Genomic DNA, 20,585 nt, shown 5'->3' on the forward strand with positions numbered 1-20,585 from the left:
TTGCTCTCCAGTCAGGTCGGATAAGGTGTTTACGCCGCATCCGACGATGTCACTGCTTTGGCGCCACATCCGTCGTCCCCTGCAAACGGGGACGATTTTCCTCCATTTGTCTCAACGGCTGCGTTTCATGTAACGCTACATGGCAGCGGCCGACAAGATCCTGATACTCTTTGGTATTCAACTGCTTCCAGTGTAACTCGTCGTCACTAACACTGCGTACAGCGCGGGCAGGCGTACCCATCAACAACTGGCGTTTCTCGCCGCTAAAGCCTGCTTTGACAAAGCTCATGGCGGCAACAATGCTCTCTTCGCCAATGACCGCGCCATCCATAATCACGCTGTTCATCCCGACCAATGCATCGCGACCAATCACACAACCATGCAGGATCGCTCCGTGCCCGATATGGCCGTTTTCCCCAACGATGGTGTCAGTGTCGCAGTAGCCATGCATAATGCAGCCATCCTGAATATTGGCTCCCGCTTGCACGATCAACCGCCCGTAATCACCACGCAGTGAGGCGAGTGGGCCGATGTAGACACCGGCTCCCACAATCACATCGCCAATCAATACTGCACTGGGATGGACAAACGCCGTCGGGTGAACCACCGGAATTAACCCTTCAAAGGCGTAATAGCTCACGGTTGTTAACGTCCTTTCCACACAGGATCGCGCTTCTCGGCAAATGCCAGCGGCCCTTCAATGGCATCTTCCGAATGCAGAACCGATGGATAGTGTTTCAACACGCCGCTGCGAATATAGCGATACGCTTCTTCTACTGGCATTTCGCTGGTGGTGCGGTAGATCTCTTTCAGCGCTGCGATCGCCAGCGGGGCGCTGTCAACCAGTTGTTGCGCCAGTTCGCGGGCGTTATCCATCAGTTCCGCCTGGCTAACCACGCGGTTGACTACCCCCCAACGCAGCGCCTCTTCTGCGCTCATTCTTCTGCCGGTCATCACCATTTCATTGACGATAGCAGGCGGCAGGATCTTCGGCAGACGCAGCACACCGCCGCTGTCAGGAACGATGCCCAGTTTGGCTTCCGGCAGGGCGAAGCTGGCGTTATCGGCACAGACAATAAAATCTGCCGCCAGTGCCAGTTCAAAGCCGCCGCCAAAGGCGTAGCCGTTCACAGCTGCGATAACCGGTTTGTCGAGATTGAAAATTTCGGTTAATCCCGCAAAACCACCCGGGCCAAAGTCAGCATCAGGTGCTTCGCCTTCTGCTGCCGCCTTTAAATCCCAGCCTGCGGAAAAGAATTTCTCTCCGGCACCGGTAATAATGGCGACGCGTAATTGCGGATCGTCACGGAAACTTAGAAAGACTTCGCCCATTTCGAAGCTGGTTTTTGCATCAATAGCATTCGCTTTTGGGCGATCAAGGGTAATTTCCAGAATTGATCCATTGCGGGTCAGATGTAATGATTCACTCATTCCTTTTCTCCATTTTTGCTTTTTCAGGGACGACAACATCCCTGCAAAAAATGCATATTGTTTTAGAGCGTGATTATTAGCGGGCAGGGTAGTTCCCTGCCGTTTCATTTATTTCAGATTCTTTCTGATTATTTTTCCCGAGCAATTACGTGGCAGATCTTTTCTGATCTCCAGATAAGAGGGCACTTTAAATTTCGCCATATTCTGCTCGCAGAAGCAGAAGAACTCCTCTTCGCTCAATGTTTCACCTTCATTCAACACTACAAATGCTTTGATAGCTTCATCACGAATCGAATCTTTAATACCAACAACTACGATGTCCTGAATTTTCGGATGTGCGGCGATAATATTTTCCAGCTCCACGCAGGAGACATTCTCGCCACCGCGTTTAATCATATTGCAGCGGCGATCGACGAAATAAAAAAAGCCCTCTTCGTCGCGGTATCCGGTATCGCCAGTGTGCAGCCAGCCATCGGCTTCCAGGACTCTGGCAGTGGCTTGCGGGTTAAGAAAATATTCTTTGAAGATGGTTTTCCCTGGTACGCCTTTAATGCAGATTTCACCGATTTCACCAGCCGGGAGCGGACGATTGTGATCGTCGCGGATCTCCGCTTCGTAGCAAAATCCTGCACGGCCAATTGACGGCCAGCGTCGTTTATCGCCGGGGCGATCGCCGATAATGCCAACAATGGTTTCCGTCATCCCATAAGACGTTAGCAAGCGGACGCCAAAGCGTTCACAAAACGCGTCTTTTTCCTGCTCCGACAGGTTGAGATAAAACATCACTTCCCGCAGATGGTGTTGCCGATCGTTCACAGAAGGCGGCTGCACCATCAAGGTACGGATCATCATCGGAATACATTCTGTAACGGTGGCCCGGTATTTCTGTACCTGTCCCCAGAAGGCGCGGGCGCTGTATTTCTCGACAAGCACAAAGGTGGCCCCGGCAGAAAACGCCGCCATCGCCGCAGTACACTGGCAGTCAATATGAAACGCAGGCATTACCGTCAGGTAGACGTCATCGTCACGCAGTGCACATTGCCAGGCGGAGTAATATCCGGCGAAGCGCAGGTTGTAATGGGTAATCACCACCCCTTTCGGCCGGGAAGTGGTACCGGAGGTAAAGAGAATTTCCGCCGTATCGTCAGTCGATAGCGGCGGTGCATAGCACAAGGTGGCAGGTTGTTGATTTTTCAGTTGAGTAAACGAACTCACGCCATCATCAGCGGGAAGTGCCACATCTGTCAGGCAAATGTGCCGCAGTTGCGTGGCATCTTCCTGCTGAATCTGTTGATACATGGGATAGAACTGCGCACTGGTCACCAGCAGGCACGCCTGGCTATTTTGCAGGATCCACGCGCTTTCTTCGCGCAACAGGCGGGCGTTAATCGGCACCATAATTGCGCCAATTTTTACCAGCCCGAACCAGCAAAAGATAAATTCCGGGCAGTTGTCGAGATGTAGAGCAACCTTGTCGCCTTTGCGAATCCCCAGCGTATAAAACAGGTTTGCCGTGCGGTTAATTTCCTGATTTAACTCAAGATAACTGTACCGGTTAACGACTCCGCCGCTGGATTCACAAATCAACGCCGTTTTATGACCGTAAATGTCAGCCAGATCGTCCCACATTTGACGTAGATGTTGTCCGCCAATGATATCCATTGCACCTCTATCCATTTTAGTCGTTTGTTATTGGGCGGGCGCTAGTCAGGTAAGCTGACTGACGCCACGCGTTTAGTCCTCAACTTTGGCCAGACCTTTGCTGACCAACTCCTGAATGTCGTTTTCGCTGTAGCCGATATTTTTCAAAATGGCGGCTGTGTCCATGCCATGTGATGGCATTCCGCGCCAGATTTGACCGGGGTTATTTTTGAATTTCGGCATCACGTTTGGCCCTTTGCAGGTGCGACCATCCATTGTTTGCCACTGGGTGATCGATTCACGGGCCACATACTGTGGATTACTTTCCAGTTCCGGTACGGTCAGCACTTTGGCGCAGGCGATATTCAGTTCAGCAAAGCGTTCTTTTACTTCTGCGATGGTATGTGCCGCCAGCCAGGCATCAAGTTTCTCTTCAACCAGCGGGCCATAAGGGCATTCGATACGGTGGATAAGCTGAGTGCCTTCCGGAATTTCTGGCGTGCCAAGCAGATGTGCGAGGCCAATATCTTTAAAACATTCTGCAATCTGAGTAATACCCACCAGTTCCATTACGATGTAGCCGTCGGCGCATTTGTACAGACCGCAACCTGCATAGTAGGGATCTTTACCTTTGGTCATGCGCGGGCACATTTCGCCGCCGTTGAAGTAATCCATCATGAAGTACTGGCCCATACGCAGCATCACTTCGTACATAGCGATATCGATACTTTCACCTTTACCGGTTTCACGCACTTTATGCAGTGCTGCCAGCGCCGCCGTGGTGGCAGTTAGGCCAGAAAAGTAATCGGCGGTATACGGGAAGGCAGGCATTGGCTGGTCAACATCACCGTTCTGAATCAGGTAACCACTGAAGGCCTGGGCGATGGTGTTATAGGCCGGAAGATTGGTGTACTCCTCGGTGCCGTACTGACCAAAACCGGACAGGTGAGCGATAACCAGTTTCGGGTTGTGCTGCCACAGGACTTCATCGGTAATGCCACGACGGGCAAAGGCCGGACCTTTACTGGCTTCGATGAAGATATCGGTGGTTTCCATTAATTTCAGAAACGCTTCGCGGCCTTCATCTTTGAAAATATTTAACGACAGCGCGTGCAAATTACGGCGGGAGAGCTGCGGGTAGTTCGGTTGAACGCGAATGGTGTCGGCCCAGGCGACGTTCTCGATCCAGATAACTTCCGCCCCCCATTCTGCGAACATTTGCCCGGCGAACGGCCCGGCGATTTCGATACCGGAGAAGACAACGCGCAATCCGGCCAGCGGCCCGAATTTCGGCATGGGTAGATGATCCATTATTAGCTCCTGAAAAATTTATGTAGCGCATGACTGCCGGATGCGGCGTAAACGCTTTATCCGGCCGACATTCGTGCTCCCGTAGGCCTGATAAGACGCGTCAGCGTCGCATCAGGCAGCGCACGGACTTAGCGATATTGCTTCAGCACCGCGCGACCCAGCGTCAGGATCTGCATTTCGTCAGATCCTCCGGAAACGCGGTCTACACGCAGGTCACGCCAGAAGCGGCTGATGCGGTGGTTGCCCGCAATCCCGACACCGCCCAGCACCTGCATTGCGCTATCCACCACTTCAAATGCCGCATTGGCGCAGAAGTATTTGCACATTGCTGCATCGCCAGAGGTGATGGTGCCGTTGTCTGCTTTCCACGCTGCTTCATACAGCATGTTTTTCATGGAGTTTAATTTGATCGCCATGTGGGCGAATTTTTCCTGAATCAACTGGAAACGACCAATAGCCTCGCCAAACTGCACGCGCTGGTTGGCGTAGCGCGCCGCATCTTCAAAGGCGCACATCGCCGTACCGTAGTTGGTGAGAGCTACCAGGAAACGTTCATGGTCGAACTCTTCTTTGACGCGGTTAAAGCCGTTACCTTCCCGACCGAACATGTCTTTCTCGTCCAGTTCCACATCGTCAAAGGTGATTTCACAGCAGCTGTCCATACGCAGACCGAGCTTCTCAAGTTTGGTCACTTTGATGCCCGGTTTGCTCATATCAACAAACCATTCGGTGTAGACAGGTTTGTCCGGAGAAGCCCCGTCACGCGCCATCACCACGATGTACGGGGTGTAGGCGCTGCTGGTAATAAAACACTTACTACCATTAAGATAAATCTTACCATTTCTACGGGTATAAGTCGTTTTCAGGCTACCCACGTCAGAGCCAGCCCCTGGTTCGGTAATCGCTGAGTTCCACATCTGCTTACCAGTACCACGAAACGCCATAATCTTGTCGATCTGCTCTTGTGTGCCTTCGCGCAGGAAGGTGTTGAATCCACCCGGCAACTGGTACAGCACGTAGGTTGGTGCCCCCAAACGACCCAATTCCATCCACACGGCGGCGAGGGTGACAAAACCTGCGTCCAGCCCGCCGTGCTCTTCCGGGATAAGCAGGCTGTCGATACCCATATCTGCCAGTGCTTTGACAAAACGTTCCGGGTAGACGCTGTCACGGTCGCACTCGGCAAAATAGGCCTCCCAGTTTTCGCTGGCCATCAGTTCGCGGATACCGGCGACAAACAGTTCCTGCTCATCATTTAAATTAAAATCCATCTTTCAACCTCTTGATATTTTGTGGGTTAATTAATCTTTCCAGTTCTGTTTCGCGTCTTTAATAAAGGAGAGCGTCACCATAATATTGACGAAGAACAGCGGGCATCCTCCGGCGATAATGGCGGTTTGAATCGGTTTCAGGCCGCCGAGCGCCAACAGAACGATACCGATAATGCCGACCAGAATTGACCAGCCGATACGCACCAGCAGCGGTGGTTCTTCACCATCGCGTACTTCGCGGCAAGTGGACATCGCCAGGGTATAAGAGCAGGCGTTAACCAACGTAACGGTGGCAATAAAGCAGAGGATGAAGAAGCCCCACATGGTGGCGGTGCTGAGTGGCAGAGCGGCCCAGGTTTCGATGATGGCGCGCGCCACACCGTACTGTTCGATCAGATGCGGAATGTTGATGATGTTTTTATCCATCAACAGCAGAGTGTTACTACCGAGTACAGTCCACAGGATCCAGGTGGATGCGGTCAGACCCAGCACCATGCCGAAGCACAGTTCACGCACGGTACGACCACGGGAGATGCGGGCGAGGAAGATACTCATCTGGATAGCGTAAATCACCCACCATGCCCAGTAGAACACGGTCCAGCCCTGCGGGAAGCCGCCTTTAGCGATGGGATCGGTATAGAACAACATGCGCGGCAGATACATCAGCAACATCCCCACCGAATCGGTGAAGTAGTTCATGATGAAGCTGGCACCGCTGACGATGAACACCCAACCCAGCATCAGGAAGCTCAGGTAACTACGCACGTCACTGGCGATACGTACGCCTTTTTGCAGACCGCAGGCGACGCAAATGGCGTTGAGGATAATCCAGCAGGTAATGATGATAGCGTCCAGTTGCAGGGTATGCGGAATGCCAAACAACCACTGCATACACTCGGTTACCAGCGGCGTGGCAAGGCCCAGACTGGTACCCATCGCGAAGATCAAGGCGACGAGATAGAAGTTGTCGACGATGGTACCGAACAACCCTTTGGCGTGTTTTTCACCTACCAGCGGTACCAGGGTCGAGCTGGGGCGAATCACTTCCATTTTGCGGACAAAGAAGAAGTAAGCGAAGGCGACGGAGAGGAAGCTGTAAGTGGCCCACGGCAGAGGTCCCCAGTGGAACAAACTGTAAGCCAGCCCCAACTCTTTCGCCCCTGTCGAGTTCGGTTCTAAGCCAAACGGCGGGGTGGAGATGTAGTAGTAGATCTCAATTGACCCCCAGAACAGTACTGCGGCAGAGGTACAGGAGGCGAACATCATAAAGATCCAACTGGCGGTACTGAACTCGGGCGGTTCGTTACCTAAACGCTTTTTGGCATACGGGCCGAATACCAGCCAGAACCAGCCGAAAAGCATCACCACCATATACCATTCAAATGCCCATCCCCATACATTGGTGACGTAACTGAATACAGCATTAATAACGACATTCGCCGCATCCAGATCTCTAACTGTAAGCCAACAAAGTATGCCGACGATTATTAACGGCGGAAAGAAAACCTTCGGTTCTATTCCAGTTTTTCTCTTTTCATTCTTCATGAGTTAATTCCACTGTGAAAACGAATATTTATTTGCGTTCCCGTTTGTTTTATTTTTGTTAACATTTAATATAATTATTATTAACCTCGTGGACGCGTTAATGGCTAACTCATAATGGGTATTCAACAAGCTGCATTCTGTGATTGTTATCACATTTTTGTTTCGGGTGAATAGATGGCATTTTTGTGTTAATTTTGATTATTAATCAGTGTGTTATGTTCTGATGTGAGTAAAAAAATAGCATCTGACTTTCAATATTGGTGATCCATAAAACAATATTGAAAATTTCTTTTTGCTACGCCGTGTTTTCAATATTGGTGAGGAACTTAACAATATTGAAAGTTGGATTTATCTGCGTGTGACATTTTCAATATTGGTGATTAAAGTTTTATTTCCAAATTAAAGGGCGTGATATCTGTAATTAACACCACCGATATGAACGACGTTTCCTTCATGATTTCTGGAGATGCAATGAAGATTATTACTTGCTATAAGTGCGTGCCTGATGAACAGGATATTGCGGTCAATAATGCTGATGGTTCGTTAGACTTCAGTAAAGCCGATGCCAAAATAAGCCAATACGATCTCAACGCTATTGAAGCGGCTTGCCAGCTAAAGCAACAGGCAGCAGAGGCGCAGGTGACAGCCTTAAGTGTGGGCGGTAAAGCCCTGACCAACGCCAAAGGGCGTAAAGATGTGCTATCGCGCGGCCCGGATGAACTGATTGTGGTGATTGATGACCAGTTCGAGCAGGCACTGCCGCAACAAACGGCGAGCGCACTGGCTGCTGCCGCCCAGAAAGCAGGCTTTGATTTGATCCTCTGTGGCGATGGTTCTTCCGACCTTTATGCCCAGCAGGTTGGTTTGCTGGTAGGCGAAATCCTCAATATTCCGGCAGTTAACGGCGTCAGCAAAATTATCTCCCTGACGGCAGATACCCTCACCGTTGAGCGCGAACTGGAAGATGAAACCGAAACCTTAAGCATTCCGCTGCCTGCGGTTGTTGCTGTTTCCACTGATATCAACTCCCCACAAATTCCTTCGATGAAAGCCATTCTCGGCGCGGCGAAAAAGCCAGTCCAGGTATGGTCGGCGGCGGATATCGGTTTTAACGCAGAGGCAGCCTGGTCAGAACAACAGGTTGCCGCGCCGAAACAGCGCGAGCGTCAGCGCATCGTGATTGAAGGCGACGGCGAAGAACAGATCGCCGCATTTGCTGAAAATCTTCGCAAAGTCATTTAATTACAGGGGATGCTATGAACACGTTTTCTCAAGTCTGGGTATTCAGCGATACCCCTTCTCGTCTGCCGGAACTGATGAACGGTGCGCAGGCTTTAGCTAATCAAATCAACACATTTGTCCTCAATGATGCCGATGGCGCACTGGCAATCCAGCTTGGCGCTAATCATGTCTGGACATTAAGCGGCAAACCGGACGATCGGATGATCGAAGATTACGCCGATGTCATGGCTGACACTATTCGCCAGCACGGCGCAGACGGTCTGGTGCTGTTGCCGAATACCCGTCGCGGCAAATTACTGGCGGCAAAACTGGGTTACCGCCTTAAAGCGGCGGTTTCGAACGATGCCAGCGCCGTTAGCGTGCAGGACGGTAAAGCGACAGTGAAACACATGGTTTACGGCGGTCTGGCGATTGGCGAAGAACGCATTGCCACGCCGTATGCGGTACTGACCATCAGCAGCGGCACGTTTGATGCGGCTCAGCCAGACGCGTCACGTACTGGCGAAACACACACCGTGGCGTGGCAGGCTCCGGCGGTGGCGATTACCCGCACGGCAACGCAGGCGCGCCAGAGCAACAGCGTCGATCTCGACAAAGCCCGTCTGGTGGTCAGCGTCGGTCGCGGCATTGGCAGCAAAGAAAACATTGCGCTGGCAGAACAGCTTTGCAAGGCGATAGGTGCGGAGTTGGCCTGTTCTCGTCCGGTGGCGGAAAACGAAAAATGGATGGAGCACGAACGCTATGTCGGTATCTCCAACCTGATGCTGAAACCTGAACTGTACCTGGCGGTGGGGATCTCCGGGCAGATCCAGCACATGGTTGGCGCTAACGCGTCGCAAACCATTTTCGCCATCAACAAAGATAAAAATGCGCCGATCTTCCAGTTCGCGGATTACGGCATTGTTGGTGACGCCGTGAAGATCCTTCCGGCGCTGACCGCAGCTTTAGCACGTTGATCCACTCTGGCAGGGCTGCATTTTGGCCCTGCCTCTGACAGGGAGCTCTTATGTCCGAAGATATCTTTGACGCCATCATCGTCGGTGCAGGGCTTGCCGGTTCGGTTGCCGCACTGGTGCTCGCCCGCGAAGGTGCGCAAGTGTTAGTTATCGAGCGTGGCAATTCCGCAGGTGCCAAGAACGTCACCGGCGGGCGTCTCTATGCCCACAGTCTGGAACACATTATTCCTGGTTTCGCCGAATCCGCCCCCGTAGAACGCCTGATCACCCATGAAAAACTCGCGTTTATGACGGAGAAGTCAGCGATGACTATGGACTACTGCAACGGTGACGAAACCTCGCCATCCCAGCGTTCTTACTCCGTTTTGCGCAGTAAATTTGATGCCTGGCTGATGGAGCAGGCCGAAGAGGCGGGCGCGCAGTTAATTACCGGGATTCGTGTCGATAACCTCGTACAGCGCGATGGCAAAGTTGTCGGCGTAGAAGCCGATGGCGATGTGATTGAAGCGAAAACGGTGATCCTTGCTGACGGGGTGAACTCCATCCTTGCCGAAAAGCTGGGGATGGCTAAACGTGTTAAACCGACGGATGTGGCGGTTGGCGTGAAGGAACTGATCGAGTTACCGAAGTCGGTAATCGAAGACCGCTTTCAGTTGAAGGGTAATCAGGGCGCGGCTTGCCTGTTTGCGGGATCACCCACCGATGGCCTGATGGGCGGCGGCTTTCTTTATACCAATGAAAACACTCTATCGCTGGGGTTGGTTTGTGGTCTGCATCATCTGCATGACGCGAAAAAATCGGTGCCGCAAATGCTGGAAGATTTCAAACAACATCCGGCCGTTGCACCGCTGATCGCAGGCGGCAAGCTGGTGGAATATTCCGCTCACGTAGTGCCGGAAGCAGGCATCAACATGCTGCCGGAGCTGGTCGGTGAAGGCGTACTGATTGCCGGTGATGCCGCCGGAATGTGTATGAACCTCGGTTTTACTATTCGCGGTATGGATCTGGCGATTGCCGCCGGGGAAGCTGCTGCAAAAACCGTGCTTTCAGCGATGAAAAGCGACGATTTCAGTAAGCAAAAACTGGCGGAATATCGTCAGCATCTGGAGAGTGGCCCACTGCGCGATATGCGCATGTACCAGAAACTACCGGCGTTCCTTGATAACCCACGCATGTTTAGCGGTTACCCGGAACTGGCGGTGGGCGTGGCGCGTGACCTGTTCACCATTGACGGCAGCGCGCCGGAACTGATGCGCAAGAAAATCCTCCGCCACGGCAAGAAAGTGGGCTTCATCAATCTGATCAAGGATGGCATGAAAGGAGTGACCGTTTTATGACTTCTCCCGTCAATGTGGACGTCAAACTGGGCGTCAATAAATTCAATGTCGATGAAGAGCATCCGCACATTGTTGTAAAGGCCGACGCGGATAAACAGGCGCTGGAGCTGCTGGTAAAAGCGTGCCCCGCAGGTCTGTATAAGAAGCAGGATGATGGCAGTGTGCGCTTCGATTACGCCGGATGTCTGGAGTGCGGCACCTGTCGCATTCTGGGGCTGGGGTCGGCGTTGGAACAGTGGGAATACCCGCGCGGCACCTTTGGTGTGGAGTTTCGTTACGGCTGATGTTGGTTTGATACGTAACGCCGTACTGACTCTCATTGCAAAAAAAACAGGAATAACCCATGCAACCGTCCAGAAACTTTGACGATCTTAAATTCTCTTCTATTCACCGCCGCATTTTGCTGTGGGGAAGCGGTGGTCCGTTTCTGGATGGTTATGTACTGGTAATGATTGGCGTGGCGCTGGAGCAACTGACTCCGGCGCTGAAACTGGACGCTGACTGGATTGGCTTGCTGGGCGCGGGAACGCTCGCCGGGCTGTTCGTTGGCACATCGCTGTTTGGCTATATCTCCGATAAAGTCGGACGGCGCAAAATGTTCCTCATTGATATCATCGCCATCGGCGTGATATCGGTGGCGACGATGTTTGTCTCATCCCCCGTCGAACTGTTAGTGATGCGGGTACTCATCGGCATTGTCATCGGTGCGGATTATCCCATCGCGACTTCGATGATCACTGAGTTCTCCAGTACCCGTCAGCGGGCGTTTTCCATCAGCTTTATCGCCGCGATGTGGTATGTCGGCGCGACTTGCGCCGATTTGGTCGGCTATTGGCTTTATGATGTGGAAGGCGGCTGGCGCTGGATGCTGGGTAGCGCAGCGATTCCCTGTTTGTTGATTTTGATTGGTCGATTCGAACTGCCTGAATCTCCCCGCTGGTTGTTACGCAAAGGGCGAGTAAAAGAGTGCGAAGAGATGATGATCAAACTGTTTGGTGAGCCGGTGGCTTTCGACGAAGAGCCGCCGCAGCAAGCCCGTTTTCGCGATCTGTTTAATCGCCGCCATTTTCCTTTTGTTCTGTTTGTTGCCGCCATCTGGACCTGCCAGGTGATCCCGATGTTCGCTATTTACACCTTTGGCCCGCAAATTGTTGGTCTGCTGGGATTGGGCGTTGGCAAAAACGCGGCACTGGGGAACGTGGTGATTAGCCTGTTCTTTATGCTCGGCTGTATTCCGCCGATGCTGTGGCTAAACACTGCCGGACGGCGTCCATTGTTGATTGGCAGTTTTGCCATGATGACGCTGGCGCTGGCGGTTTTGGGGCTGATCCCGGATATGGGGATCTGGCTGGTAGTGATGGCCTTTGCGGTGTATGCCTTTTTCTCTGGCGGGCCGGGTAATTTGCAGTGGCTCTATCCTAATGAACTCTTCCCGACGGATATCCGCGCCTCTGCCGTGGGCGTGATTATGTCCTTAAGCCGTATTGGCACTATTGTTTCGACCTGGGCACTGCCAATCTTTATCAACAATTACGGTATCAGTAACACGATGCTAATGGGGGCGGGTATCTCGCTGTTTGGTTTGTTGATTTCCGTAGCGTTTGCCCCGGAGACTCGAGGGATGTCACTGGCGCAGACCAGCAATATGACGATCCGCGGGCAGAGAATGGGGTAATTTATTCAGATTTCTGCCTTTTTTGAATCAATATTATTGACTATTAGCTGCGTGAATATGTGACTACACTTTGTGGGAAAACAAAGGCGTAAACACGCGAGTTAACTATGATCCTCATAATTTATGCGCATCCGTATCCGCATCATTCTCATGCGAATAAACGGATGCTTGAACAGGCAAGGACGCTGGAAGGCGTCGAAATTCGCTCTCTTTATCAACTCTATCCTGACTTCAATATCGATATTGCTGCCGAGCAGGAGGCGTTGTCTCGCGCCGATCTGATCGTCTGGCAGCACCCGATGCAGTGGTACAGCATTCCACCGCTCCTCAAACTTTGGATCGATAAAGTTTTCTCGCACGGCTGGGCTTACGGTCACGGCGGTACGGCGCTGCATGGCAAACATTTGCTGTGGGCGGTGACGACCGGCGGCGGGGAAAGCCATTTTGAGATTGGTGCACATCCGGGCTTTGATGTGCTGTCGCAGCCGCTACAGGCGACGGCAATCTACTGCGGGCTGAACTGGCTGCCACCGTTTGCCATGCACTGTACCTTTATTTGTGACGACGAAACCCTCGAAGGGCAGGCGCGTCACTATAAGCAACGTCTGCTGGAATGGCAGGAGGCACATCATGGATAGCCATACGCTGATTCAGGCGCTGATTTATCTCGGTTCGGCGGCGCTGATTGTACCCATTGCGGTACGTCTTGGTCTGGGATCGGTACTTGGCTACCTGATCGCCGGCTGCATTATTGGCCCGTGGGGGCTGCGACTGGTGACCGATGCCGAATCTATTCTGCACTTTGCCGAGATCGGCGTGGTGCTGATGCTGTTTATTATCGGCCTCGAACTCGATCCACAAAGGCTGTGGAAGTTGCGTGCGGCAGTGTTTGGTGGTGGTGCATTACAGATGGTGATTTGCGGCGGCCTGCTGGGGCTGTTCTGCATGTTCCTTGGTCTGCGCTGGCAGGTAGCGGAACTGATCGGCATGACACTGGCGCTCTCATCAACGGCAATTGCCATGCAGGCGATGAATGAACGCAACCTGATGGTGACACAAATGGGCCGTAGCGCCTTTGCGGTGCTGCTGTTCCAGGATATCGCCGCGATCCCGCTGGTAGCGATGATCCCGCTACTGGCGGCGAGCAGTGCCTCGACGACGATGGGCGCATTTGCTCTCTCGGCGTTAAAAGTGGCGGGTGCACTGGTGCTGGTGGTACTGCTGGGGCGCTATGTCACGTGTCCGGCGCTGCGTTTTGTTGCCCGCTCTGGCTTGCGGGAAGTGTTTAGTGCCGTGGCGTTATTCCTCGTGTTTGGCTTTGGTTTGCTGCTGGAAGAGGTCGGCTTGTCGATGGCGATGGGGGCGTTTCTGGCGGGCGTACTGCTGGCAAGCTCGGAATACCGCCATGCGCTGGAAAGCGATATCGAGCCATTTAAAGGTTTGCTGTTGGGGCTGTTTTTCATCGGTGTTGGCATGTCGATAGACTTTGGCACGCTGATTGAAAACCCATTGCGTATTGTCATTTTGCTGCTTGGTTTCCTCATCATCAAAATCGCTATGCTGTGGCTGATTGCCCGACCGTTGCAGGTGCCGGATAAACAGCGTCGCTGGTTTGCGGTGCTGTTAGGGCAGGGCAGTGAGTTTGCCTTTGTGGTATTTGGCGCGGCGCAAATGGCGAATGTGCTGGAGCCGGAGTGGGCGAAGTCGCTGACCCTGGCGGTGGCGCTGTCGATGGCGGCAACGCCGATTCTGCTGGTGATCCTCAATCGCCTTGAGCAATCTTCTACCGAACAAGCGCGTGAAGCCGATGAGATTGATGAAGAACAACCGCGGGTGATCATTGCTGGATTCGGTCGTTATGGACAGATTACCGGACGTTTACTGCTCTCCAGCGGGGTGAAAATGGTGGTGCTCGATCATGATCCTGACCATATCGAAACCTTGCGCAAATTTGGCATGAAAGTGTTTTACGGCGATGCCACGCGGATGGATTTACTGGAATCTGCCGGAGCGGCGAAAGCAGAAGTGCTGATTAACGCCATTGACGATCCACAAACCAACCTGCAACTGACGGAGATGGTGAAAGAACATTTCCCGCATCTGCAGATTATTGCCCGCGCCCGTGATGTCGATCACTACATTCGTTTGCGTCAGGCAGGCGTTGAAAAACCAGAGCGTGAAACCTTTGAAGGGGCACTGAAAACCGGGCGTCTGGCGCTGGAAAGTTTAGGTCTGGGGCCGTATGAAGCGCGGGAGCGTGCAGATGTATTCCGCCGTTTTAATATTCAGATGGTGGAAGAGATGTCAGTAGTTGAGAACGACACCAAAGCCCGCGCAGCGGTCTATAAACGCACCAGTGCGATGTTAAGTGAGATCATTACCGAAGACCGCGAACATCTGTCATTAATTCAACGACATGGCTGGCAGGGCACCGAAGAAGGTAAACATACCGGCAACATAGCGGATGAACCGGAAACGAAACCCTCATCCTAATAAAGAGTGACGTAAATCACACTTTACAGATAACTGATTGTTTTTGTTTCATTGTAATGCGGCGAGTCCAGGGGGAGAGCGTGGACTCGCCAGCAGAATATAAAATTTTCCTCAACATCATCCTCGCACCAGTCGACGACGGTTTACGCTTTACGTATAGTGGCGACAATTTTTTATATCCAGGATAAATCAATGATTAGTCTGATTGCGGCGTTAGCGGTAGATCGCGTTATCGGCATGGAAAACGCCATGCCGTGGAACCTGCCTGCCGATCTCGCCTGGTTTAAACGCAACACCTTAAATAAACCCGTGATTATGGGCCGCCATACCTGGGAATCCATCGGTCGTCCGCTGCCAGGACGCAAAAATATTATCCTCAGCAGTCAACCGGGTACGGATGATCGCGTAACGTGGGTGAAGTCGGTGGATGAAGCCATCGCGGCGTGTGGTGACGTACCAGAAATCATGGTGATTGGCGGTGGTCGCGTTTATGAGCAGTTCCTGCCCAAAGCGCAAAAACTGTATCTGACGCATATCGACGCAGAAGTGGAAGGCGACACCCATTTCCCGGATTACGAGCCGGATGACTGGGAATCGGTATTCAGCGAATTCCACGACGCTGATGCGCAGAACTCTCATAGCTATTGCTTTGAGATTCTGGAGCGGCGGTAAGTTTGTATATTAGAATTCCGGCATCACTGATACGTGCAGATATCCGTGTATACTAGACGTATAAATTGTACAGGAGCACGATATCATGACTGCAAAACGTACCACACAAAGTGTGACCGTCACCGTCGACCGTGAGTTAGTCAATCGCGCTCGTGATGCAGGCTTAAATATGAGCGCCACCCTTACGGTTGCGCTCAATGCTGAACTTAAAAAACATGTAGCAACACGTTGGCGTGAAGAGAACGCAGAAGCTATCGCTGCGTTAAATCAATTGGCTGATGAAACCGGATGTTTCTCTGATGAGTACCGGAGCTTCTAGCGATGCAATTTACGGTATACCGCAGTCGCGGCAGGAACGCCGCGTTTCCCTTTGTTATCGATGTTACCAGCGACATTATTGGTGAGATTAATCGCCGTATCGTTATTCCATTAACACCTATTGAACGATTTAGCCATATTCGCCCACCAGAACGGCTTAACCCAATCCTTTTACTGGTAGACGGCAAAGAATATGTGCTCATGACGCATGAGACTGCAACTGTTCCAGTTAACACGCTGGGAACGAAATTTTGCGATGCCAGCGCGCACCGAACTTTGATTAAAGGAGCATTAGATTTTATGCTCGACGGGATTTAAGACGCGACCGCCTCTCCCTCACCCATATCTTTATGCCGGTTCGACGGCTGGACAAAATACTGCTTATCTTCCCAGCGCAGGCAGGTTAATGACCCACCCCAGCAGCAACCAGTATCCAGCGCGTAAATACCTTCCGGCGTACCTTTGCCCTCCAGCGATGCCCAGTGACCAAAGGCGATGCTGTACTCTTCAGCGACGGGGCCAGGAATCGCAAACCACGGTTTCAGTGGGGCAGGGGCTTCTTCCGGCGATTCTTTGCTGTACATATCCAGTTGACCGTTCGGGAAGCAAAAGCGCATACGGGTAAAGGCGTTGGTGATAAACCGCAGTCTTCCCAGCCCCCGCAATTCCGGTGACCAGTTATTTGGCATATCGCCGTACATGGCATCAAGGAAGAAGGGGTAGGAGTCGCTCGACAGCACCGCTTCTACATCGCGCGCGCACTCTTTGGCAGTCTGCAGATCCCACTGCGGCGTGATCCCTGCGTGGGCCATCACCAACTTTTTCTCTTCGTCGATTTGCAGCAGAGGCTGGCGACGCAGCCAGTTAAGCAGCTCGTCGGCATCCGGCGCTTCCAGCAGCGGTGTCAGGCGATCTTTCGGTTTATTGCGGCTGATCCCGGCAAATACCGCCAGCAGATGCAGATCGTGATTGCCCAGCACCAGACGTACGCTGTCGCCTAAGGATTTCACATAGCGCAGAACATCCAGCGAACCAGGGCCGCGCGCGACCAGATCGCCTGTCAGCCAGAGGGTGTCTTTCCCAGGGGTAAATTCTACTTTATGCAGCAATGCGATCAGTTCATCGTAACAACCATGAACGTCGCCAATAAGGTATGTCGCCATATTCTTTTAATGAATGAGTGTGGGAACGGCGAGTCGGAATACGGGAATGTCGATGCTGAAAGGGACGCCATTTTCATCGATCATTTCGTAGTGACCCTGCATGGTGCCCAGCGGGGTTTCAATGATTGCACCGCTGGTGTACTGGTACTCTTCGCCAGGCGCGATAAGTGGCTGGACGCCAACCACTCCTTCGCCCTGGACTTCGGTTTCACGGCCATTGCCATTGGTGATCAGCCAGTAACGCCCCAACAACTGCACTGGCGCTCGCCCCAGATTGCGTATGGTTACGGTATAAGCAAAAACGTAACGTTCATTATCAGGTGAAGATTGTGCCTCAATGTAGACGCTTTGAACCTGAATACACACTCGGGGCGAATTGATCATCGTTAACTCTCCTGCAAAGGCGCGTTCTCCGCCAGATAGTTCGCCATCTGGCAATATTGCGCGACAGAGATATTTTCCGCTCGCATCGCCGGGTCGATCCCCATTCCCGTTAACACCTCGACGCTAAACAGGTTGCCGAGGCTGTTACGAATGGTTTTACGACGCTGGTTAAAGGCTTCGGTGGTGATGCGGCTCAACACGCGAACATCTTTGACCGGGTGAGGCATCGTTGCATGAGGAACCAGGCGCACGACGGCGGAATCCACTTTGGGTGGTGGTGTAAAGGCTGACGGCGGAACTTCCAGCACCGGGATCACGTTGCAATAGTATTGCGCCATGACGCTTAATCGACCATACGCCTTGCTGTTCGGTCCTGCAACCAGACGATTCACCACCTCTTTTTGCAACATAAAGTGCATGTCGGCAATGGCATCAGTATAGCTAAACAGATGGAACATCAACGGCGTGGAGATGTTATAAGGCAGGTTGCCGAAAACACGCAGCGGCTGGCCCATTTTCGTAGCCAGTTCGCCAAAGTTAAAGGTCATCGCATCCTGCTGATAAATCGTCAGTTTCGGGCCTAAGAATGGATGCGTTTGCAGACGTGCCGCCAGATCGCGGTCAAGTTCGATGACCGTCAGCTGGTCCAGGCGTTCGCCGACCGGTTCGGTCAATGCCGCCAGACCGGGGCCGATTTCGACCATCGCCTGGCCCTTCTGCGGGTTAATGGCAGAAACAATGCTGTCGATCACGAACTGATCGTTAAGAAAGTTTTGCCCGAAGCGTTTACGGGCTAAGTGGCCCTGGTGGACTCGATTATTCATTGGGTGTTAACAATCATTTTGATGGCGAGATTAAGCGCCGTAATAAAACTGCCGACATCGGCTTTGCCACGTCCCGCCAGTTCAAGTGCGGTGCCGTGGTCCACTGATGTGCGAATAAAGGGCAGGCCCAGCGTAATGTTCACACCGCGCCCGAAGCCCTGGTATTTTAGCACGGGAAGACCCTGATCGTGGTACATCGCCAGCACGGCGTCGGCGTTATCGAGATATTTCGGCTGAAACAGGGTATCGGCAGGCAGCGGCCCGTTAAGTTTCATCCCCTGCACCCGTAACTCGTCGAGCACCGGAATAATGGTGTCTATCTCTTCCGTACCCATATGACCGCCTTCGCCTGCGTGCGGATTCAGCCCGCAGACCAGAATGCGCGGTTCGGCAATACCAAATTTGGTCCGCAAATCGTGATGCAAAATAGCAATCACTTCGTGCAAAAGCGCAGGGGTGATAGCGTCTGCGATATCGCGCAGCGGTAAATGCGTCGTTGCCAGCGCCACGCGAAGTTCTTCGGTCGCCAGCATCATCACCACTTTTTTCACCTGCGAACGCTCTTCGAAAAACTCGGTATGACCGGTAAACGGAATGCCTGCGTCGTTAATGACGCCTTTATGCACGGGGCCTGTGATCAGCGCAGCAAATTCACCGTTCAGACAGCCATCACACGCTCGCGCCAGCGTCTCCACCACATAATGCCCATTTTCAACCGCTAACTGCCCCACAGTGACAGATTCACGTAGCGCGACAGGAAGTAGCGTTAATGTGCCCGCAGTTTGCGGTTGTGCAGGGGAGTTGGGGGTATAAGGGCGGAGGGTGAGCGGCAAACCGAGCATCGCTGCCCGGTCGGTAAGGAGAGTGGCATCGGCACAAACAACCAGTTCGACCGGCCACTCACGCTGTGCAAGCTGGACAACTAAGTCCGGGCCAATCCCGGCGGGCTCGCCGGGAGTGATCACAACACGTTGGGTTTTAACCATTAGTTGCTCAGGATTTTAACGTAGGCGCTGGCACGTTGTTCCTGCATCCAGCTTGCTGCTTCTTCCGAGAACTTACGGTTCATCAGCATGCGGTACGCACGATCTTTCTGCGCAGCGTCGGTTTTATCGACATTACGGGTATCCAGCAGTTCGATTAAATGCCAGCCGAATGAAGAGTGAACCGGTGCACTCATTTGACCTTTGTTCAGGCGGGTCAGCGCATCACGGAAGGCCGGATCGAAAATATCTGGCGTAGCCCAGCCGAGATCGCCGCCCTGGTTAGCAGAGCCTGGATCCTGAGAGAACTCTTTCGCTGCGGCAGCAAAAGTCGTTTTACCACTCTTGATATCGGCAGCAATCTGTTCCAGTTTCACGCGGGCCTGTTCGTCAGTCATGATCGGCGACGGTTTCAGCAGAATATGGCGAGCATGAACTTCGGTCACCGAGATATTTTTGCTTTCGCCGCGCAGGTCGTTAACTTTCAGAATATGGAAGCCAACGCCGGAACGAATTGGGCCAACAATGTCGCCTTTCTTCGCGGTGCTTAATGCCTGGGCGAAGATCCCCGGCAACTCCTGAATACGGCCCCAGCCCATCTGGCCGCCGTTCAGCGCCTGCTGGTCGGCAGAATGAGCAATCGCCAGTTTACCGAAATCAGCGCCGTTACGCGCCTGATCGACAATAGCGCGCGCCTGGCTTTCCGCTTCGTTCACCTGATCAGAGGTCGGGTTTTCTGGCAGCGGAATCAGGATGTGGCTCAGGTTCAGCTCAGTGCTGGCATCGTTTTGGTTACCCACCTGCTGCGCCAGAGATTCGACTTCCTGCGGCAGGATAGTGATGCGACGACGCACTTCGTTGTTACGCACTTCAGAGATAATCATCTCTTTGCGGATCTGGTTACGATAGGTGTTGTAGTTCAGCCCATCGTAAGCCAGACGGCTGCGCATCTGATCCAGCGTCATGTTGTTTTGTTTAGCGATGTTAGCAATCGCCTGATCGAGCTGCTCATCGGAGATTTTCACTCCCATTTTCTGCCCCATCTGCAGGATGATTTGATCCATGATCAAACGCTCCATGATTTGGTGGCGCAGCGTAGCATCATCAGGAAGTTGCTGCCTTGCCTGGGCAGCGTTCAGTTTTACCGACTGCATTAATCCATCAACGTCGCTTTCCAGCACGACGCCGTTATTGACGACGGCTGCGACTTTATCGACTACCTGGGGGGCAGCGAAACTGGTATTCGCGATCATGGCGATACCGAGAAGCAGCGTTTTCCAGTTCTTCATACTTTTTCCATTTCAATTAACCGCACTGCGGATTACGTGGTAAATCAACA

21 protein-coding genes are annotated in these 20,585 nt (G+C 52.7%); 10 read left to right on the forward strand and 11 right to left on the reverse strand.

All coding sequences use genetic code 11. The features are described from left to right. Positions 1-49 precede the first annotated feature (49 nt). From caiE to caiT, 6 genes are all read right to left on the reverse strand, one after another. Positions 50-640 carry a carnitine operon protein CaiE gene (gene caiE / locus ATB02_RS04895; protein ID WP_032302350.1) on the reverse strand — a complete coding sequence of 197 codons (591 nt, stop codon included), beginning with the start codon at positions 638-640 and terminating at the stop codon, positions 50-52. Between the two features lie 5 nt (positions 641-645). Then, positions 646-1,431 (reverse strand): crotonobetainyl-CoA hydratase, encoded by a 786-nt coding sequence (gene caiD, locus ATB02_RS04900; RefSeq protein WP_105271172.1) that lies wholly within the window; start codon positions 1,429-1,431, stop codon positions 646-648. 108 nt (positions 1,432-1,539) lie between these two features. Next, entirely contained in the window at positions 1,540-3,093 is a 1,554-nt protein-coding gene (caiC, locus tag ATB02_RS04905; protein ID WP_105271173.1) for a crotonobetaine/carnitine-CoA ligase, read from the reverse strand. A 72-nt stretch (positions 3,094-3,165) separates the two neighbouring features. Next, positions 3,166-4,383: an L-carnitine CoA-transferase gene (caiB, locus tag ATB02_RS04910; RefSeq protein ID WP_000349943.1), complete on the reverse strand. Its 1,218-nt coding sequence runs from the start codon at positions 4,381-4,383 to the stop codon at positions 3,166-3,168. Positions 4,384-4,511: 128 nt separating this feature from the next. Further along, positions 4,512-5,654: a crotonobetainyl-CoA dehydrogenase gene (gene caiA / locus ATB02_RS04915; RefSeq protein WP_000347117.1), complete on the reverse strand. Its 1,143-nt coding sequence runs from the start codon at positions 5,652-5,654 to the stop codon at positions 4,512-4,514. A 30-nt stretch (positions 5,655-5,684) separates the two neighbouring features. After that, positions 5,685-7,199, reverse strand: a complete 1,515-nt coding sequence (caiT, locus tag ATB02_RS04920; protein ID WP_105267147.1) for an L-carnitine/gamma-butyrobetaine antiporter — start codon at positions 7,197-7,199, stop codon at positions 5,685-5,687. 471 nt (positions 7,200-7,670) lie between these two features. Here caiT and ATB02_RS04925 point away from each other — a divergent pair, with 471 nt between their 5' ends. The 10 genes from ATB02_RS04925 to ATB02_RS04975 all read left to right on the forward strand — a co-directional run bounded on the left by ATB02_RS04925 (position 7,671) and on the right by ATB02_RS04975 (position 16,210). Further along, entirely contained in the window at positions 7,671-8,441 is a 771-nt protein-coding gene (locus tag ATB02_RS04925; protein ID WP_000692204.1) for an electron transfer flavoprotein FixA, read from the forward strand. 14 nt (positions 8,442-8,455) lie between these two features. Continuing rightward, positions 8,456-9,397: an electron transfer flavoprotein subunit alpha/FixB family protein gene (locus ATB02_RS04930; RefSeq protein WP_105271174.1), complete on the forward strand. Its 942-nt coding sequence runs from the start codon at positions 8,456-8,458 to the stop codon at positions 9,395-9,397. Positions 9,398-9,447: 50 nt separating this feature from the next. After that, positions 9,448-10,734, forward strand: a complete 1,287-nt coding sequence (locus ATB02_RS04935; RefSeq protein ID WP_105271175.1) for an FAD-dependent oxidoreductase — start codon at positions 9,448-9,450, stop codon at positions 10,732-10,734. Further along, on the forward strand, positions 10,731-11,018 hold the full coding sequence (fixX, locus tag ATB02_RS04940; RefSeq protein WP_000203741.1) for a ferredoxin-like protein FixX: 288 nt from the start codon (positions 10,731-10,733) through the stop codon (positions 11,016-11,018). Before ATB02_RS04935 ends, fixX begins: the two co-directional genes overlap by 4 nt. Before the next feature lie 59 nt (positions 11,019-11,077). After that, positions 11,078-12,409 (forward strand): MFS transporter, encoded by a 1,332-nt coding sequence (locus tag ATB02_RS04945; RefSeq protein ID WP_105271176.1) that lies wholly within the window; start codon positions 11,078-11,080, stop codon positions 12,407-12,409. Between the two features lie 107 nt (positions 12,410-12,516). Then, positions 12,517-13,047 carry a glutathione-regulated potassium-efflux system oxidoreductase KefF gene (gene kefF / locus ATB02_RS04950; protein WP_000600725.1) on the forward strand — a complete coding sequence of 177 codons (531 nt, stop codon included), beginning with the start codon at positions 12,517-12,519 and terminating at the stop codon, positions 13,045-13,047. Next, entirely contained in the window at positions 13,040-14,902 is a 1,863-nt protein-coding gene (gene kefC, locus ATB02_RS04955) for a glutathione-regulated potassium-efflux system protein KefC (RefSeq protein ID WP_105271177.1), read from the forward strand. Before kefF ends, kefC begins: the two co-directional genes overlap by 8 nt. A gap of 192 nt (positions 14,903-15,094) precedes the next feature. Then, complete coding sequence (gene folA, locus ATB02_RS04965) at positions 15,095-15,574, forward strand: type 3 dihydrofolate reductase (RefSeq protein ID WP_000624375.1); 480 nt, start codon at positions 15,095-15,097, stop codon at positions 15,572-15,574. An 85-nt stretch (positions 15,575-15,659) separates the two neighbouring features. Continuing rightward, complete coding sequence (locus ATB02_RS04970) at positions 15,660-15,893, forward strand: type II toxin-antitoxin system CcdA family antitoxin (protein WP_105271179.1); 234 nt, start codon at positions 15,660-15,662, stop codon at positions 15,891-15,893. A gap of 2 nt (positions 15,894-15,895) precedes the next feature. Then, positions 15,896-16,210: a CcdB family protein gene (locus ATB02_RS04975; protein WP_001160963.1), complete on the forward strand. Its 315-nt coding sequence runs from the start codon at positions 15,896-15,898 to the stop codon at positions 16,208-16,210. On the opposite strand, the gene apaH is transcribed toward ATB02_RS04975, so the two are convergent. The 5 genes from apaH to surA are packed head-to-tail and all read right to left on the reverse strand — an operon-like array spanning position 16,207 to position 20,535. Next, positions 16,207-17,055, reverse strand: a complete 849-nt coding sequence (gene apaH / locus ATB02_RS04980) for a bis(5'-nucleosyl)-tetraphosphatase (symmetrical) ApaH (RefSeq protein WP_000257189.1) — start codon at positions 17,053-17,055, stop codon at positions 16,207-16,209. The genes ATB02_RS04975 and apaH overlap by 4 nt on opposite strands. A gap of 6 nt (positions 17,056-17,061) precedes the next feature. Continuing rightward, positions 17,062-17,439 carry a Co2+/Mg2+ efflux protein ApaG gene (gene apaG / locus ATB02_RS04985; protein WP_000610901.1) on the reverse strand — a complete coding sequence of 126 codons (378 nt, stop codon included), beginning with the start codon at positions 17,437-17,439 and terminating at the stop codon, positions 17,062-17,064. Positions 17,440-17,441: 2 nt separating this feature from the next. Continuing rightward, the gene (rsmA, locus tag ATB02_RS04990; protein ID WP_001065391.1) at positions 17,442-18,263 is read right to left on the reverse strand and encodes a 16S rRNA (adenine(1518)-N(6)/adenine(1519)-N(6))-dimethyltransferase RsmA; all 822 of its coding nucleotides are present in this window, start codon (positions 18,261-18,263) and stop codon (positions 17,442-17,444) included. Continuing rightward, positions 18,260-19,249, reverse strand: a complete 990-nt coding sequence (gene pdxA / locus ATB02_RS04995; RefSeq protein ID WP_105271180.1) for a 4-hydroxythreonine-4-phosphate dehydrogenase PdxA — start codon at positions 19,247-19,249, stop codon at positions 18,260-18,262. Before pdxA ends, rsmA begins: the two co-directional genes overlap by 4 nt. After that, entirely contained in the window at positions 19,249-20,535 is a 1,287-nt protein-coding gene (surA, locus tag ATB02_RS05000) for a peptidylprolyl isomerase SurA (protein WP_000800457.1), read from the reverse strand. Before surA ends, pdxA begins: the two co-directional genes overlap by 1 nt. Positions 20,536-20,585 lie beyond the last annotated feature (50 nt).

The organism is Escherichia sp. MOD1-EC5189, from assembly GCF_002966045.1.
In the GTDB taxonomy this organism is placed as follows: Bacteria; Pseudomonadota; Gammaproteobacteria; order Enterobacterales; family Enterobacteriaceae; genus Escherichia; species Escherichia coli_F.

Excerpts from the sequence above, each read along its gene's own strand:
- caiD (WP_105271172.1), bottom strand. The coding sequence starts at position 1,431 with ATGAGTGAATCATTACATCTGACCCGCAATGGATCAATTCTGGAAATT.
- caiC (WP_105271173.1), bottom strand. The coding sequence starts at position 3,093 with ATGGATATCATTGGCGGACAACATCTACGTCAAATGTGGGACGATCTG.
- caiB (WP_000349943.1), bottom strand. The coding sequence starts at position 4,383 with ATGGATCATCTACCCATGCCGAAATTCGGGCCGCTGGCCGGATTGCGC.
- caiA (WP_000347117.1), bottom strand. The coding sequence starts at position 5,654 with ATGGATTTTAATTTAAATGATGAGCAGGAACTGTTTGTCGCCGGTATC.
- caiT (WP_105267147.1), bottom strand. The coding sequence starts at position 7,199 with ATGAAGAATGAAAAGAGAAAAACTGGAATAGAACCGAAGGTTTTCTTT.
- ATB02_RS04925 (WP_000692204.1), top strand. The coding sequence starts at position 7,671 with ATGAAGATTATTACTTGCTATAAGTGCGTGCCTGATGAACAGGATATT.
- ATB02_RS04930 (WP_105271174.1), top strand. The coding sequence starts at position 8,456 with ATGAACACGTTTTCTCAAGTCTGGGTATTCAGCGATACCCCTTCTCGT.
- ATB02_RS04935 (WP_105271175.1), top strand. The coding sequence starts at position 9,448 with ATGTCCGAAGATATCTTTGACGCCATCATCGTCGGTGCAGGGCTTGCC.
- fixX (WP_000203741.1), top strand. The coding sequence starts at position 10,731 with ATGACTTCTCCCGTCAATGTGGACGTCAAACTGGGCGTCAATAAATTC.
- ATB02_RS04945 (WP_105271176.1), top strand. The coding sequence starts at position 11,078 with ATGCAACCGTCCAGAAACTTTGACGATCTTAAATTCTCTTCTATTCAC.
- kefF (WP_000600725.1), top strand. The coding sequence starts at position 12,517 with ATGATCCTCATAATTTATGCGCATCCGTATCCGCATCATTCTCATGCG.
- kefC (WP_105271177.1), top strand. The coding sequence starts at position 13,040 with ATGGATAGCCATACGCTGATTCAGGCGCTGATTTATCTCGGTTCGGCG.
- folA (WP_000624375.1), top strand. The coding sequence starts at position 15,095 with ATGATTAGTCTGATTGCGGCGTTAGCGGTAGATCGCGTTATCGGCATG.
- ATB02_RS04970 (WP_105271179.1), top strand. The coding sequence starts at position 15,660 with ATGACTGCAAAACGTACCACACAAAGTGTGACCGTCACCGTCGACCGT.
- ATB02_RS04975 (WP_001160963.1), top strand. The coding sequence starts at position 15,896 with ATGCAATTTACGGTATACCGCAGTCGCGGCAGGAACGCCGCGTTTCCC.
- apaH (WP_000257189.1), bottom strand. The coding sequence starts at position 17,055 with ATGGCGACATACCTTATTGGCGACGTTCATGGTTGTTACGATGAACTG.
- apaG (WP_000610901.1), bottom strand. The coding sequence starts at position 17,439 with ATGATCAATTCGCCCCGAGTGTGTATTCAGGTTCAAAGCGTCTACATT.
- rsmA (WP_001065391.1), bottom strand. The coding sequence starts at position 18,263 with ATGAATAATCGAGTCCACCAGGGCCACTTAGCCCGTAAACGCTTCGGG.
- pdxA (WP_105271180.1), bottom strand. The coding sequence starts at position 19,249 with ATGGTTAAAACCCAACGTGTTGTGATCACTCCCGGCGAGCCCGCCGGG.
- surA (WP_000800457.1), bottom strand. The coding sequence starts at position 20,535 with ATGAAGAACTGGAAAACGCTGCTTCTCGGTATCGCCATGATCGCGAAT.